Source organism: Cohnella sp. OV330 (genome assembly GCF_900112065.1).
Taxonomy (GTDB): Bacteria; Bacillota; Bacilli; order Paenibacillales; family Paenibacillaceae; genus Cohnella.
Window position 1 is genome coordinate 406045 of the sequence record NZ_FOKE01000003.1, and the last position, 15411, is coordinate 421455.

A 15411-nucleotide genomic window follows, 5' to 3' on the forward strand; every position below is an offset into this window, starting at 1 on the left:
ACATGGGACGGACTGGAGAATCCAAGAAGTCGCGCCGGAAGGTGCAGGCCTGGTGTTGGTTGTTTCTAACGCCCACGCTGCTGTTATTCCTGGCATTCCAAGCCTGGCCGATTTTGGCCGGCATCTACTACGCCATGCTGGATTGGTCGGGACTGACGTCGGACTCGACCTTCGTGGGCACGGACAACTTCGTCAGCGTAGCGAACGATTATTACTTCTGGAACGCGTTCAAAAACAGCTTCAAGTTCATGCTTGGCGTCGTGCCGCTGCACCTGATCGTCCCGCTCATCCTCGCCGTCATCCTGAACCGTCCCGGCCTTCGCGGCGCGAGCTTCTATCGAACCTTGATTTTCCTGCCCGTCGTCACGACGACGTCGATCGTCGGGATCATCATGGTGTTCATCTGGGGCAGCGACGGCGCGGTGAACGGCGCGCTGCAAAGCATCGGGTTGCTCGATGCGCCGATCGATTGGCTCGGGGATCCGAGCTGGTCGATGTTCACGGTCGTGATCGTATCGGTGTGGAAAAACCTCGGCATCAACATGGTGTATTGGTTGGCCGGGCTGCAGAGCATCCCGAAGGAGCTCTACGAGGCGGCGGAGATGGACGGCGCGCGCGGCTCGAAGCTGTTTTTCCGCATCACCGTGCCGCTGCTCCTGCCGATCGGGGCGGTCATCCTCCTGCTAAACGTCGTCAATTCGCTGAAGGCGTTCGACCTGATCAAGACGATGACGAACGGCGGGCCGTTCTTCGCCACCGACGTCGTGTCGACTTACATTTACCGCTATGCGTTCTCCAGCGAGATGGGGCTGCCGCAGCTCGGTTACGCCGCCGCCGCGGGCATCTTCTTCGCCGTCACGATCTGCGTGCTGGCCGTCGCGCAAAACGTGATCACCAAGCGGATAAAGGGGCGTTCGTCGCTATGAGGCAGCTTAGAAAATCGCTATTTCACCTGATCATGGTCGCGTTCTGCTTCGTCTGGATCTACCCGTTCTTGTGGATGCTGTCTGCCGCCTTCAAGACGGATGGAGAGTTTTTCTCGAACGGCCTTAAGCTGATTCCGGACCGCTTCAAGCTGGATAACTTCAAGCGCGCCTGGGAAGGGGCGAACTTCGACACCTACTTCCTGAACAGCGTCGTCATCTCCGCGAGCACGATCCTCCTGGTTCTATTCGCGACGGCGACCTGCGGCTACATCATGGGCAGGCATTCGTTCCGCGGCAAAAAGATCGTGTTCGCGCTCCTTGTGGCCAGCATGTTCGTGCCGATGGAGTTCGCGATCATTCCGATCTTCGATCTGATTAAAAATCTCGGTCTTATGAACAATCTGTTCGGCGTGATCCTGGCGGAAGCGGGCGGCAATCATATCATCTTCATTCTGTTGTTCGCGACGTTCTTCCGCGAAATTCCGAACGAGCTGGAGGAAGCCGCCGTCGTGGACGGCAGCGGGTTTTTCCGGACGTTCGCGCAGATCATGCTGCCGCTGGCCAAGCCGGTCGTCGGGAGCGTGACGATCATGCAGTTCATCTGGTCGTGGAATTCGTTCATGCTGCCGCTGATCCTGACGCTCAGCAAGCCCGATCTGCGTCCGCTCGCCGTCGGTCTCTACGCGCTCCAAGGCGAGAACGTCGTAGACTGGACCGGCATCGCGGCGGGCGGCGCGATCGCGATCCTCCCGATCGTCGTCATCTTCCTGCTGCTCCAGCGCTTCTTCGTAGACGGGGTCGCGGGAGCGGTCAAAGGATAAATACAGCAAAGGCAGGTACCGCATAATGAGAATTTTGTCTCTCGATCTGGACTCTCTTCGCCCCGATCATCTGGGCTGCTACGGCTATCACAGGGACACGTCGCCGAATATCGACGCGGTCGCCGGGGAAGGCGTGCGCTTCACGAATTACTACTGCTCGGACGCGCCGTGCCTGCCGTCGCGCTCGGCCCTGATGTCCGGCCGGTTCGGCATTCACAACGGCATCGTCGGGCACGGCGGCACCGCGGCGGACATGCGCCGGGACGGAGAGACGCGCGGCTTCAACGACCGGCTCGCGATGGAGAGCCTGCCTGCCGTCCTGCGCCAGTCCGCGATGAAGACGGCATCCATCAGCACGTTTTCCGAGCGGCACTCGGCGTGGACGTTCAACGCCGGCTTCAACGAGGTGTTCAACGTGGGCGCCAAAGGTCAGGAGTCGGCCGAACAGGTGCTTCCGGTCGCGCTGAAGTGGCTGGAGGACAACGGGGCGGAGGACGACTGGTTCCTGCACCTGAACTTCTGGGATCCGCATACGCCGTACCGCGCGCCGGCGGACTACGGCAGCCCGTTCGCGGGCGATCCGCTGCCCGACTGGCTGACCGAGGACGTATTCGAGCGTCATCTGGCGAAGAAGGGCCAGCACAGCATCGACGATATGAACGCGCTCGCCAAGTCGCACTACTACCGGCATCCGCGGCACGGGAAGCCGATCGAGAAGCGGGAAGACCTGCGGGAGATCCTCGACAACTACGACGCCGCGATCCGCTACATGGACGAGCATGTCGGCAGGGTGCTGGCGAAGCTCGGCAGTCTCGGCGTGCTGGAGAATACCGCGATTCTGATCAGCGCGGACCACGGGGAAAACATGGGCGAGCTCGGCATCTACTCCGAGCACGGGACCGCGGACCAGGCGACCTGCCGCATCCCGATGATCGTCCGCTGGCCAGGCGGCGCTAAGGGAGCCGTCGACGAGGGGCTGCATTATCATCTTGACCTTGGCCCGACGCTGGCAGGCCTGCTCGGCATCCCGGCCGCGCCGTCCTGGGACGGGGAGAGTTATGCGGAAGCGGTGCTGCAGGGGAGGCCCGCGGGGCGCGCATACCTCGTCGTCTCGCAGTGCGCGCACGTCTGCCAACGCAGCGTCCGCTTCGGCGATTGGCTGTACATCCGCACCTATCACGACGGCCATCACGGCTTCCCGCGGGAGATGCTGTTCGATCTTAAAAACGATCCGTTCGAGCAACATGATCTGGCCGGAGAGCGCCGCGATATCTGCAAGGAAGCCGTCTATCTGCTAAACGATTGGCACGACGGCATGATGGCCTCGATGCCGCACGACACGGACCCGCTGTGGACGGTCATGCGCGAGGGCGGGCCTTATCATGCGAAAGATTACGTGACACGATAGACATATAGAAGCGCCGAAAAGCCGCCCGGGTCGCCGGGCGGCTTTTGAAGTTTGACGCCACGCGCAAATGGCTCGGCTCTTTCTCACAGTACGCAACAAGTAGATACGAAAATCGTCTAACTTAGAAATAGGCGGAAAATAATCGGGCGGGAGGTGTGGCCTTGTTTAAAGCCTTCACCATATTATTGCTGGCTCTTATGGTTGCTTTCGTTCTTGGGTTCGTTCTAATGTTCATGGCCGTCCCGCTCGTCAATAACCATACGGCCTCCTCGATCAAAAAAGAGTTGGTCCGATTGCCGTTGCCGGAGCAAACGCAAAGAATAGATGCCGTATCGGCAGCCAGAAAATTAGTGGGTAACGGAAACGGCATGCAATTTTTCGGCGCGATGCTCATTAAGTCGGACCTGTCGTTGGAAGCGCTGAACGACTATTACTCGCGGTATCGCGAGGATGAGTTCAGCTGCATCGTCGAACCGCAAAGGGGCAGTGTAATTCGATTCATCGAAATCGGCGACTTACGCTTTAAAAAGATTCGTCCGGACGATACGCTAAGCAACCATTATATCGTCTATACTTGGGGAAGCAGCGATTTCTCGCTAAGCGACCTTGATATAAGAGGGCATTGAATCAGCCTAAACCTTAACCGAACAAGGAGTCCGAACATGCATGCATTGATTATCGGAGCCACGGGCGCCACGGGCGTAGACTTGCTGGATATCTTGCTCAAGGACGATTCCTTCACGCAGGTACATATCTTCGTCAGGCGCGCGCCGGATCTCCGGCATGAAAAGCTGAACGTGCACGTGATCGACTTCGACGCGCCGGAGCGGTGGAAGCACCTGGTGAAGGGCGAAGTCTTGTTTTCGTGCCTGGGTACGACGATCAAAGCGGCAGGGAGCAAAGAAGCGCAGTGGAAAATCGATTACGAATACCAGTATCAATTTGCCAAAATCGCGAGCGACAATGGAATCGATAACTACGTACTGGTATCTGCCGGTTATGCGTCGCCCAATGCTCGTTTCTTCTATTCAAGGATGAAGGGCAAGTTGGAGAAAGCCGTTAAGGCGCTGTCGTTTGAAAAGCTGACGATCTTCAATCCGCCCGTATTGATTCGGAAGAATAGCGATCGGGCAATGGAGGTAGCCGGCATGAAGGCGATCCGGTATCTGAATAAGCTCGGCCTGCTGCGCAGCCAGAAGCCGCTGCCGACGGAGGTGCTGGCCCGTGCGATGGCCAATTCGGCCAAACGACAAGAGAGCGGCATCGTTGCGCTGGAAGGTCGGGCGATCTGGGAAGCCGCTCGGGACTGAGCGGATGAATGGCATCTAGATGGGCAAACCCGATTAAATGGAGATGAAGGTTCATATGAGAAAGATCAATTCGTTCGCAGAGGCGGAAAGCTTCGCCGGGGAAGGGATAGCGGCGATTCTGAATGCGTCGCTCGTGTCCCCGGAAGCGGCGGGTATCGCCTCGGCCGGCGATGAGCCGGCGAAGGAGGCATCCATTACAGCTTACGTCCGGGAAGGCCGGGAGACCTCGGCGCATTACGTGCTTGATTGCCGTTCAGTCGCCGGACAGTCGTATTTGCTGTGCGTTCATGTAGGAAACGGGCCCTCGGTGCAGCATTTTAACGAGGATGATTGGCTGTGCTTTCGCGAAGCGTGCGAGGATGACGGGATTCTGCTAAAAGGCAAGCCGGTGCTGGCCTACACCTTTAAAGGGTTGGTGCGAGTGTTATAATGAGCCTGCGTATAGATTGGAGGAAGCGTAGGCATGACTGGATTCGCCATTTTGCTCGGGTTTAATTTGCTGGGATTGGTTGTCCAGCGCGCTTTGCATATGCCGATTCCAGGCAATGTCATCGGCCTTATTCTGTTCACGGCCGCGTTGTTCCTGCGTCTCGTCAAGCTGGAGTGGGTCGAGCGCTCCGCCGAGCTTCTGACGCGGCACATGATGCTGTTCTTCGTACCCTATATCGTGGGCACGATCGCCTTCCTGCCGTTATTGCGGGAGAACGGGCTCGCGATCGCCGTCAGCCTCGTGGGAAGCACCTTGATCGTCATGCTCGTTGCCGGGAGCGTCGCCGCCAAGGTTGGCCGCAAGACGTCGCTGGAGCCCGAATTCGAGCAGGGAAAGGCGAGCGCTAACTTATGAACTTGCAAGAGATATACGAGCACCCGCTGTTCGGCGTGACGGTGACCGTCGGCGCCTATGTCATTGCCCTGAAGGTGCAGGGACGTTGGAAATCGATCCATCCGTTGTTCGTCTGCTCGGGCGCGATCATCGCGCTGTTGCTGCTATTCGATATTCCTTATGAGAACTACCGGGCAGGCGGCGATCTGATCACTTTTTTCCTGGGACCGGCGACCGTCGCGCTGGGCGTTCCGCTCTACAAGCAGCGTCGCTTCTTGCGTCGTTACTTCACGGCGATCCTGTCCGGGGTTACGCTGGGATCGGTGAGCGGCATCGCCGGCGCAGGCCTGCTCGTCTGGCTGATGGGCGGGACGCAGGAGCTGATGGCGACCATGATGCCGAAGTCCGTCTCCAGCGCGATCTCGGTCGAGATCGCTCGCCAGGCCGGCGGTATCCCGGAGCTTACAGCCGTGCTCACGGTCCTGACCGGACTGCTCGGCAGCATGGTCGGCCCGGCGCTGCTGCGCCGGCTGGGCATCTCCGGCGATATGCCGATCGCCGTCGCCATCGGTACCTCATCGCACGGCATCGGCACCGGACGCGTGATCCGCGATTCCGAGCTGCAGGGCAGCATCAGCGGCGTGTCCATGGCGCTGGCGGGCATCGTGACGTCGCTGCTGTTTATTCCGTTGTACGGCTGGTTTCATTAGCGCGACCGAAGACGGATGGAGCTTGCCTTGCGACAGCGCTGCGGCTGGCAGTTCGCCAACCGCTCAGACGGCTTCATCCCCGGACCGCGCATCGTCCTCCTCAGCCCGGCGCCCCGCCAGCGTCAGCACGACCTTCGTCCCGCGTCCCGGCTCGCTCTCCAGCCGAACGCCGCAGGGCTCGCCATACTTCAGCCACAGCCGATTGTGCACGTTGCGGACGCCGATATGGCCGTCTGCCTCCGCGTTCCTGCTCGCGAGCGACGCCGTCATCCGCGCCAAGCGATCCGGCTCGATGCCCACGCCGTTGTCCTCGACGGCGATCTCGAGCCGTCCGTCCGCATCCTCCGCGGCGCAGATGAACAGCACGCCGCCACGGCCGCGGGGCTCCAGCCCATGTCCGAGAGCGTTCTCGACGATCGGCTGGACGATCATCCTCGGCACCGGGATGTCCTGCAGCTCCTCCGGACAGATCAGCTTGAACGTCAGCCTGCCGGGGAACCGGCCCTGGTGAATTTTGACGCAGGCTTCCGCGATTTTCAGCTCGTCCGCGAGACTCACCTCGTCCTTGCCCTTGATGCTGTACCGCAGCATCGAGCTGAGCGCCGTCGTCATCTCGAAAATGTCCCGGTTTCCTTTGACGATGGCGATGCCCTTGATCGAATCCAGCGTGTTGCTCAGGAAGTGCGGATTGATCTGGCTCTGCAGGTAGGCGTATTCGGCCCGCTGCTTCTCCAGATCGACCCGGTACAGCTTTGACGTCGCGTCCACCAACTGCCCCGTCAGGTCGTTGATGCGCCCCATCATCGTATTGAATTCGCTCGAGATGACCTCGATCTCCGCATACCCCTTCAGGTCCACCTTGTCGTGGAGCACCTCCAGATTGCCGCCCTTCAGCCGCTTCATGAACCGCATGAGCCGGGACAGCGGCCTCAATATGTTCACCATGAGCATCGCGTAAGGGACCGACACGACCAATAGCGTGACGGCGAGCAGCCAATAGCTGGTCTTGCGCAGCCGCTCGAGCTCCTTCATCAGATTGTGGATCGGGACGGCCGTCACGATCTTGCCCGAGATCTCCGGCAGCGCGAACGTCTGGACGGCGAATTTTTTGCCGCCGATTTTCCGGACGGCCGCTTTACCGGCTTCTGCCGCTTGTCCCTTTTTGTCCTCGTCGCCGATCCCCATACTGCCCATCATGCGCTCCTGCTCGGCGCCGTTCGCGTAGATGACGCCTTTGTCGTCCATCATGAAGAAGTTCGTGCCGGCCAGCCGAGGATAGCCCTCGAACGCCGAATGAATCGACTGAATATCGAGGATAACCAGGATGTAGCCGATCTTCTCGCCATAAAACTGGGTATCGCCCGAAGCGAAGATGTTCATGCCGAACAGCAGCTTGCCCTTGTCGAGCACCTTGTCGGGCGGACTATACCCGCGATAGTGGACGGTGCCGTCCCTGCCCGCCGTCGCCATCAGCTCCCGGATGTGCTGGGTTCTGCCGGCTAAAGACGTATATGAGCCTGACCGCCCGATTGCGACGATGTCGAGGATATCCTGGTTCGTATTTCGCACGATGCTCATCAAGCTCTCTACCTTCTGCGACAGATCGTACAGCTTCAGCTTGTCGGTCTCGAGGAGGAACTTCTGAAGGGTCCCGTCGTAGCCGAGATTCATCATGAGCCCCGATACGTTGGCATAGTTGGCCGATACGCGCTGCTTGAGAATCGAGACGAGCTCCGTGTTGTACTCCGTGTTCTGATTGATGATCGTCGCGCTGGACTGCTGATAGACGCGCACGATGACGAACGGAATGATGGCGACGATGAGGGCGCCGATCAGGAGCACCTGCGTGCGGATGGACAGCCTGCCGAAGGACTTCATGAGCGTTCTCGGTATTGCGTCGGCGTCATTTTACTGTACCGCTTGAAGATTCGGGTGAAGTAGAAGTAGTCTTGGAATCCGCACTTTTCCCCAACCTGGTAGATGGATAGATCGGTCTCCTCAAGCAGCTTGCAGGCGTATTCGATGCGCTGTCGCGAGATATGCTCCACGATCGTCTCGCCGACCTCCCGCTTGAACAGCTGGCATAGATAATTCGGGCTTAAATAGAACTGCTCTGCCAGGCTCTGAATCGAGAGCTCCTGGTTGAAGCGGTTGCGGATGTAGAGGACGATCTCTTTCACCTTCTTGTGGGAAATCCGATCTTCCGGCGCTTCGGCGCTTTCTGATAAGGAGTCGAGCGTCATCGTCGTCAGGTCGTCCGCCATCGACTCCGCGGTGCCGTATCGGTAATAGAGCTGCTCGTACCCTTCGAAAAAGCGTCCGCTGGGTTTCGAGCCCTCCCGCGGGAACAGATAGAGCACCGACGTGTAGAGCACGTACGCTTCCTTGATCGTGAAGGCGCCGTCGCGGAATCCCGCCTTGGCCGACTCCATAGCCGCGATGAAGCCCAGCCGGTCCTTGCGCTCGAGCGTCCGGGCGATCTCCCTGAGCCGCTCCTCGATCGGGCGTTCGGCGGCGGGCGCGGACGCCGGATAGATGCCCGGCCGCCCCGTGGCGAACATACCGTAAGCCGCGAGCGAGGCAGCTTCGAGGGCTGCGTCCAGCTCCGCGACTTCCGTGAGGGCCGGGCCTACGCCTATGCCGAATTCGATCGGACGTCCCGCGCCGCCAATCCCTTGGAGAAACGCCGCTTTCCGCCGCTCCTCCATTAAATAGCCATGCCGCCTGCTGCTCATAGGAAACGACAGGCAGGGAACGCCCGGCACGGAGGGCGGCGTATGCCGTCCCTGCACGACGATCGGGACGAGCGGCGTTCCGGTCGATACCGGCATGCCGTTCTTATCCAGGAGCCGGCCGATCTGATCCAGATCGCCTGCGCAGACGGCCTCGTAGAGCGCGTACGAATGGGCGGGCGGCGCCTTCTTTTCGCTCGATTCGAGATGCTGCGCGATCCGCGCGAGCATCCCGTGGATCTCGTCGATCTCGAAAGGTTTCAGGCAGTAGCCGAAGGTACCGTAGTTGATCGCCTTTTGAGCGTAGGCGAACTCCGCATGTCCGCTAAGAACGACGAACAGCGTGTCCGGGGAAACGGCTTTACCCCGCTGAATCAGCTCCAGGCCGTTCATTGCAGGCATCTTGATGTCGGTGAAGACGAGCGTCGGGCGCAGCGCCTCGATCAGCGTTAGCGCTGCCTGTCCGTCCTCGGCGTCCCCGATCACCTCGAAGCCGTACTTCGCCCAGTCCACCGCCGCTTTGATGCCCTCCACGATCCATGGTTCGTCGTCGGCGATTATCGCTGTATGCATGCTAGTCCTCCCGAATCGCTTTTTGCTCCCGTTTAAGGTTCATCCTATCGGCTCCCGCGAGGCGCGGGTATGGACGATTTTACGTTCGATATGTCCGATCCTCCGAACCTGCCGTTCCCTGCGCGGTCACGTATGTAAAGTCCACATCCCGGGATTGAATCCTCTATACTCGGCCTCTCCGGCGCTCCTTATAATTTAGCATATAAAACGCTTACTTGGCGCCAAGACAACGAAGGAAGGCGGGGAGAGGGTTGGCCGATCCGACGACGGCCCGGGCTCCGAGGCGGAGCTTGGGCAAGACGATATTGCAGTACAAATACTTCTATCTGATGGTGCTGCCGATTCTGGTCTGGTATGCGTTGTTCAGCTACGGACCGATGTACGGCGTGACGCTTGCGTTCAAAACCTTTAACTACGGGAAGGGCATCCTGGGCAGTCCGTGGACGGGCCTGGACAACTTCAAGACGCTGCTGACCGATCCCGAATTCCGCACGGCCTTCTTCAACACCCTCATCATCAGCGTCATGAAGCTGATCGTTCACTTCCCCATGCCGATCATCCTAGCGATCGTGTTGTACGAATTTTCCCGCAACAAGGCCAGAAGGTTCTTCCAGACGATCCTCACGTTCCCGCACTTCATCTCGTGGGTCGTGCTTGCGGGCATCATCATGAACATCCTGAGCAAGGACGGCATCTACAACCAGATCGCCATGCTGTTCGGCGCCGACCCGAGTTCGCCGCTCGCGGACGAGAGGGCGTTCAGGCCGATTCTGTATATCACCCACGTCTGGCGGGAAATAGGCTGGGACTCGATCATTTATCTGGCGGCGTTGGCGGGCATCAATCCCGAGCTTTTCGAGGCTGCCGAGGTGGACGGCGCCAGCCGTTTCCGAAGGCTGCTGAACATCGCGTGGCCGGGCATCAAGAGCACCGTTTCCGTGCTGCTGATCCTTCACGTCGGACAGATGCTGACGCAGGGGGCCAGCTTCGAGCAGATTTTCAACCTCTACAGCTCGCCGGTTTATTCCGTAGCGGACACGATCGATACGTACATCTACCGGACGTCCTTCACCGTCGGCGGAGACTTCGGCTATATGACCGCGGTCGGCGTCGTCAAGTCCGTCATCAGCCTCGTGCTGCTGTGGGCGGCCAATACGTTCGCCAAGCGGATGGGAGAGCAGGGGCTCTATTAACGAAGACAGCATAGGAGGATCGCCCATGAGCGCCGGCAAGGCCGCTGCGAAGAAAAAATGGAGTCCGTTCGATATCGGGGCGTTTATCGTCCTGGGGCTCCTTGCCGTCATTACTTTCTTTCCGTTCTACAACGTCCTGATCGTCTCGGTGGCCAAGTTCGAGGCGATCAGCAAGAGCGACTTCTACATCGTCCCGCTCTCGTTCGATCTGACCGCCTACAAGCTGCTGCTCGAGGACGCGAAGTTCTGGACGTCGTTCCTGAACTCGGTCATCGTCACCGTCGCGGGCGTCGCGTTCAGCATGGCCATCTCCGTGGCGGGCGCTTACGCCTTGTCCAAGCGGGGCATGCCGGGGCGCAATGCGATGCTGAGCCTCATCCTGTTCACGATGTTCTTCAACGGCGGGCTCATTCCTTTCTACCTGATCGTAAAGGACCTGGGTCTCGTCAACAACCTGCTGGTCATGATCGTCCCGGCCGGACTCAATACGTTCTACCTGATCATCATGAAAAATTACTTCGGCGGCATCCCGGAGAGCCTGGAGGAGTCGGCCAAGCTGGACGGGGCGAACGACCTGTACATTCTCTACAAGATTATCCTGCCGATCTCGGCGCCGTTCATGGCGACATTCGCGCTTTTCTACGCAGTGGAGCGGTGGAACGAGTGGTGGTACGCGCTTATCTTCATCAGCGACGCCTCGAAGGCTCCGCTGCAGATCTACCTGCGGGAGACGCTGATCACGTCCAACTCCATGCTGAGCTTGATGGCCCAGACGCTGGCGGAGCAGCGGCAGTCCGCCAAGGTGTACGCGCCGGCGCTGCAGATGGCCGCGATCGTCGTCTCGAGCCTGCCGATCATCGCCGTCTATCCGTTCCTGCAGAAGCACTTCGACAAGGGCATCATGGTCGGTTCCATCAAAGGATAGGGGCTATTTAAGGATAGGGACCATTTAAGGGCAGGGATAAGAAATTTTTTAACGATATAAAATTTTTATCCTATAATCGTCAAAGGGAGGATTCATACACATGGTTAAAAAAATCACGGCAGTCGCTGCCGGCCTGGCGCTGTCCACGGCATTGCTCGCCGGCTGCGGCGGCAACGACAACAACGGCAACGATCAAGCCGCATCCCCGGCGGCCTCCGGTGCGTCGCAGTCGCAGGGCGCTTCCGCGGCTGCGGACAATCCTTACAAGGATCCGATGGAGATCTCGGTCGCGTTCTGGGACGCGGACGCCGAGGTCGCCAAGATCGCCAAGGACCCGATCGCGCAGGAAGTGCTGCAAAAGTTCAATATCAAGCTCAAGCCCGTCAATACGACCTGGGACGATTACGCGCAGAAAATCCAGATGTGGGCGGCGTCGGATCAGCTGCCGGACATCTTCGCGATCGACGCGATCGGCACCCAGTATCAGCGCAAGTGGGTGGATCAGGGCGTCGTTAAGGCGCTGCCGGACCTGGCCAAGTACCCGAACCTCGCCGAATACTTCGAGGCGCCGGATATCAAGGGGCTGAACGTGGACGGGAAATATTATACGGTGCCGCGGAGAATGTTCCCGAGCGTCGACTGGAGCGCGCTCGACCGCATCGTGCTCTATCGCTGGGATCTGGCCCAGAAGGCGGGCATTACGAAGGAGCCCGAGACTTGGGACGAGTTCAAGGCGATGCTCGAAGCGATCACGAAGGCGGACCCGGAAGGCAAGCATATCGCCGGCCTCACGACGACGCAGAACAAGCTGATCGGCGGCCTGTTCTGGCTGTACGGCAATCCCGTCGCCACGAGCGACGGCAGCGGCAGCGATTTCAAGTGGATCGAGGAGGACGGCAAGCTCGTGCCGGCGGTATTCTCCAAAAAAGCGCTGCCCGCACTTCAAAATATGCGGGATATGTACGACAAGGGCCTGATCGATCCGGACATCGCGCTCGCCAAGGGCTCCGATTCGTACGATAAATTCGTGTCCGGCAAGGCGGCGGCCCTGCTCAGCGGCGGAGGGTTCGTCAACTTCAACGGCGATATCTACGAGAAGCGCTGGAAAACCGCGTATCCGGATACGGACATCACGCAGAGCGTCAAGGTGCTGAAGCCGCTCGTCGGTCCCGACGGGGAGCGCGCGCACGCCATCTTCAAGACGTACTGGTCGGAAAGCTACTTCAGCAGCAAAGTCGACGACAAGAAGATGGACCGCATCATGGCGCTTTACGACTATATCCTGTCGCCCGAAGGCAAGGACCTGCTGATCTACGGCAAAGAAGGCGTGGACTACAAGGTCGAAGGCGGCAAAAAGGTCATGATCGAAACGGCCTCGCTGAACGAAAAGTATCCGGCCCGCGCCTTCCTGCGGCAGCTGGTCGCCTACGAGACATCCGACAGTTACGACATGAACAACCCGCTCATCGCAAACGAGTCGATCCGCAAGGAAGCCGTCGATTACATCGATTGGGTCCTCAAAAATACGAAGGTGCCCGATTACGACATTCGTCTCACCTATATGTCCACGCCGACCAAGGATAAGTTCACCGTCCTCGACCAGGACGATCTGCTCAAGGTCATGCTGTCCAAGGATCCGGTCGAGCAGGCCTGGAACGACATCCTGAAGAGCTACAAGGCTAAGGGCCTCGACAAGATGATCGAGGAAGTGAACGCGAAGGCCAAGCAAGAGGGCATTCAGTAGGCGGGCATTCCGTAAAGAGGGCGTTCAGTAAGAGCGCATTCAGTAAAGAGGGCGTTCAGTAATACCGTCTTGCAGTCGCCGGACCCGGCCGGGTGCGGCATCCGAATCAACAGCTTCCGAAGCCCCGCTTGCGATCGCAGGTCTTCCGGAAGCTGTTCGTCTCTACAGCACCGAATCCAAAGGAGGAATATTCATGAAAGCGCAATATTGGATGTACGGCTTCGTCATTCTATTGGCTTGTCTCTTCGTGAACGGAACGGCGCATGCGGACAACAAGACGTATTATGTGGACGCGGCAGGGGGCAGCGATAGCAATACGGGACTGTCGCAGACGGCCGCCTGGAAGACGCTGGCCAAGGTAAACGCGATTACGTTCGGCCCCGGCGACAAGATATTGCTGAAGGCCGGGGGGACGTGGACCGGCACGCTGCAGCCGCAAGGCTCCGGCACGTCCGGCAGCCGCATCGCGGTGGACCGGTATGGCACGGGCGCGGATCCGCGGATCGACGGCCAGGGAGCGAACGCGGTCGTACGGCTATACAATCAACAATACTGGAGCATCGGCCATCTCGAGATTACGAATCAGACCGCCGCGCAAGGGACGACGGCCCGCAGCGGCGTGCTCGTCATCGGGGAGGATTATCAGGCCGGCGCCTCGAGCGATATCGTCAATGTCGCCGTGTTGCACGACATTCACCTGCATGATTTGTACATCCACGACGTTAACGGCCTGCACAGCAAGACGGTCAACGGCAGCGCTGGCATTAACGTGGTCGTGCGGGTCAGATCCGACGGCTCGCCGAACCGCGTCACCAAGTTCGATCAGGTGCTGATCGAAAACAACAAGATCGATCGCGTCACCCGCACCGGGATCATGGTCAACTCCGAATGGTACGATCGCGACCAGCAGGGCGGCGTCCGCAATGCGAACCGGCCATGGACGCCGGCGACCGGGGTCGTCATCCGGGGCAATGAGGTGCTCCACGTAAGCGGCGACGGCATCGTCCCGCACGTGTCGACCGGCGCGCTCGTCGAGCACAACCGCGTCGACGGCTACAACGAGGCGCAGGTCGATTACAACGCCGGCATGTGGACATACAACGGCGACTATACGGTCTATCAGTACAACGAGGTGTCCGGCGGCAAGACGATCAAGGACGGCATGTCCTTCGATTTCGACAACGGTACGAAGGGGCTCGTCTTCCAGTACAACTACAGCCACGACAACGAGGGCGGCACGGTGCTGATCTGCCAGAACGAGACGGGCGGCTCGGTGACGGACGGCGTCTTCCGTTACAACGTCAGCCAGAACGACAAGTATCAGATGATCACGGTGTGCAGCGGGGCCAACTACGGCAATATGCAATTTTACAACAACGTCTTCTACGTCGGCTCCGGGATCGCGAACAACCTGCTGGTGAATCAAGGCGGCAACGGCGTCGCGACGTTCAAGAACAACATTTTCTACAATCTGGGCTCGGGCGGCTATACGAAAAAAACGACCTGGACGTACGACAGCAACGTGTTTTACGGCAACAACGTGCCGACGGCGACCGTTATTCCCGACGCTAACGCGATCGCGTCCAATCCGCAGTTCGTCAGCCCGGGGAGCGGGACGGGGATCGGCTCGCTGGATGGCTACAAGCTGCAGGCTGCCTCGCCGGCCATCGACCGCGGCGTCGTCGTCGCAACCAACGGCGGCAAGGATTTCTGGGGAAATGCGCTCTATGTTCAGAAGCCCGATCGCGGCGCGTTCGAGCATCCGTCGGTCGTGAACGCGGCGGCGGGCAGGACGCCGACCTCGGGCAGCTTCGTGAATAATGCCGCCTACGCGACGGACGGCGCGGCAGGGGACAAGAACTTGTACGCGGGACTGGATCAGGGTCTGCAATACTTGCAGCTCGACCTTGGCTCGAGCTATGCCGTGAACCGCGTCAAGCTGTGGCGTTTCTACGACAACCGGATCTACAAGGACGTCATCGTGCAGCTGTCGACGACGGCCGACTTCTCCTCGGGCGTGACGACGGTGTTCAACAACGACGCGAACAACAGCGCAGGCAAGGGCGCGGGCGCGGATGCCGAGTATGCCGAGACGTCGGCCGGCAAAGAGATCGTCTTTAATCCCGTGACGGCGCGGTACGTGCGGATCTGGTCGAACGGCAGCAGCGTCAACGCTTGGAATCACTATGTGGAGACGCAGGTGTACGGCATCCCGCTGTAAGGCGGGACAGCAATAAACGGGAGGA

At 59.5% G+C, this 15411-nt stretch carries 14 protein-coding genes; 12 read left to right on the top strand and 2 right to left on the bottom strand.

All coding sequences use genetic code 11. The annotated features are described in order from the left end of the window. Positions 1 to 2 precede the first annotated feature (2 nt). From BM235_RS08810 to BM235_RS08845, 8 genes are all read left to right on the top strand, one after another. Complete coding sequence (locus tag BM235_RS08810; RefSeq protein ID WP_090111762.1) at positions 3 to 926, top strand: carbohydrate ABC transporter permease; 924 nt, start codon at positions 3 to 5, stop codon at positions 924 to 926. Next, the gene (locus BM235_RS08815; protein ID WP_090111764.1) at positions 923 to 1747 is read left to right on the top strand and encodes a carbohydrate ABC transporter permease; all 825 of its coding nucleotides are present in this window, start codon (positions 923 to 925) and stop codon (positions 1745 to 1747) included. The genes BM235_RS08810 and BM235_RS08815 overlap by 4 nt, the downstream gene beginning before the upstream one ends. Before the next feature lie 25 nt (positions 1748 to 1772). Continuing rightward, positions 1773 to 3155: a sulfatase family protein gene (locus tag BM235_RS08820; protein ID WP_090111766.1), complete on the top strand. Its 1383-nt coding sequence runs from the start codon at positions 1773 to 1775 to the stop codon at positions 3153 to 3155. A gap of 161 nt (positions 3156 to 3316) precedes the next feature. Beyond that, complete coding sequence (locus BM235_RS08825; protein ID WP_199408925.1) at positions 3317 to 3781, top strand: hypothetical protein; 465 nt, start codon at positions 3317 to 3319, stop codon at positions 3779 to 3781. A 36-nt stretch (positions 3782 to 3817) separates the two neighbouring features. Next, positions 3818 to 4465, top strand: a complete 648-nt coding sequence (locus BM235_RS08830; RefSeq protein ID WP_090111768.1) for an NAD(P)H-binding protein — start codon at positions 3818 to 3820, stop codon at positions 4463 to 4465. Positions 4466 to 4520: 55 nt separating this feature from the next. Next, positions 4521 to 4895, top strand: coding sequence for a hypothetical protein (locus BM235_RS08835; RefSeq protein ID WP_090111770.1), 375 nt, complete (start codon positions 4521 to 4523; stop codon positions 4893 to 4895). Between the two features lie 33 nt (positions 4896 to 4928). After that, positions 4929 to 5309, top strand: coding sequence for a CidA/LrgA family protein (locus tag BM235_RS08840; protein ID WP_090111772.1), 381 nt, complete (start codon positions 4929 to 4931; stop codon positions 5307 to 5309). Next, entirely contained in the window at positions 5306 to 5998 is a 693-nt protein-coding gene (locus BM235_RS08845; protein ID WP_090111774.1) for an LrgB family protein, read from the top strand. The genes BM235_RS08840 and BM235_RS08845 overlap by 4 nt, the downstream gene beginning before the upstream one ends. A 63-nt stretch (positions 5999 to 6061) precedes the next feature. Here the strand turns inward: BM235_RS08845 and BM235_RS08850 are convergent, their stop codons facing one another. Together BM235_RS08850 and BM235_RS08855 are read right to left on the bottom strand one after the other, a co-directional pair. Next, the gene (locus BM235_RS08850) at positions 6062 to 7876 is read right to left on the bottom strand and encodes a sensor histidine kinase (protein WP_090111775.1); all 1815 of its coding nucleotides are present in this window, start codon (positions 7874 to 7876) and stop codon (positions 6062 to 6064) included. After that, complete coding sequence (locus BM235_RS08855) at positions 7873 to 9303, bottom strand: response regulator transcription factor (protein ID WP_090111777.1); 1431 nt, start codon at positions 9301 to 9303, stop codon at positions 7873 to 7875. The genes BM235_RS08850 and BM235_RS08855 overlap by 4 nt, the downstream gene beginning before the upstream one ends. A 251-nt stretch (positions 9304 to 9554) precedes the next feature. Here BM235_RS08855 and BM235_RS08860 point away from each other — a divergent pair, with 251 nt between their 5' ends. The 4 genes from BM235_RS08860 to BM235_RS08875 all read left to right on the top strand — a co-directional run bounded on the left by BM235_RS08860 (position 9555) and on the right by BM235_RS08875 (position 15386). Beyond that, positions 9555 to 10496 carry an ABC transporter permease gene (locus BM235_RS08860; protein WP_255374241.1) on the top strand — a complete coding sequence of 314 codons (942 nt, stop codon included), beginning with the start codon at positions 9555 to 9557 and terminating at the stop codon, positions 10494 to 10496. A gap of 25 nt (positions 10497 to 10521) precedes the next feature. Then, a complete protein-coding gene (locus BM235_RS08865) occupies positions 10522 to 11421 on the top strand; it encodes a carbohydrate ABC transporter permease (protein WP_090111779.1) in 900 nt (299 codons plus the stop codon). A 100-nt stretch (positions 11422 to 11521) separates the two neighbouring features. Beyond that, positions 11522 to 13165: an extracellular solute-binding protein gene (locus BM235_RS08870; protein WP_090111781.1), complete on the top strand. Its 1644-nt coding sequence runs from the start codon at positions 11522 to 11524 to the stop codon at positions 13163 to 13165. A gap of 193 nt (positions 13166 to 13358) precedes the next feature. After that, positions 13359 to 15386 (top strand): right-handed parallel beta-helix repeat-containing protein, encoded by a 2028-nt coding sequence (locus BM235_RS08875; RefSeq protein ID WP_090111783.1) that lies wholly within the window; start codon positions 13359 to 13361, stop codon positions 15384 to 15386. Positions 15387 to 15411: the final 25 nt, after the last annotated feature.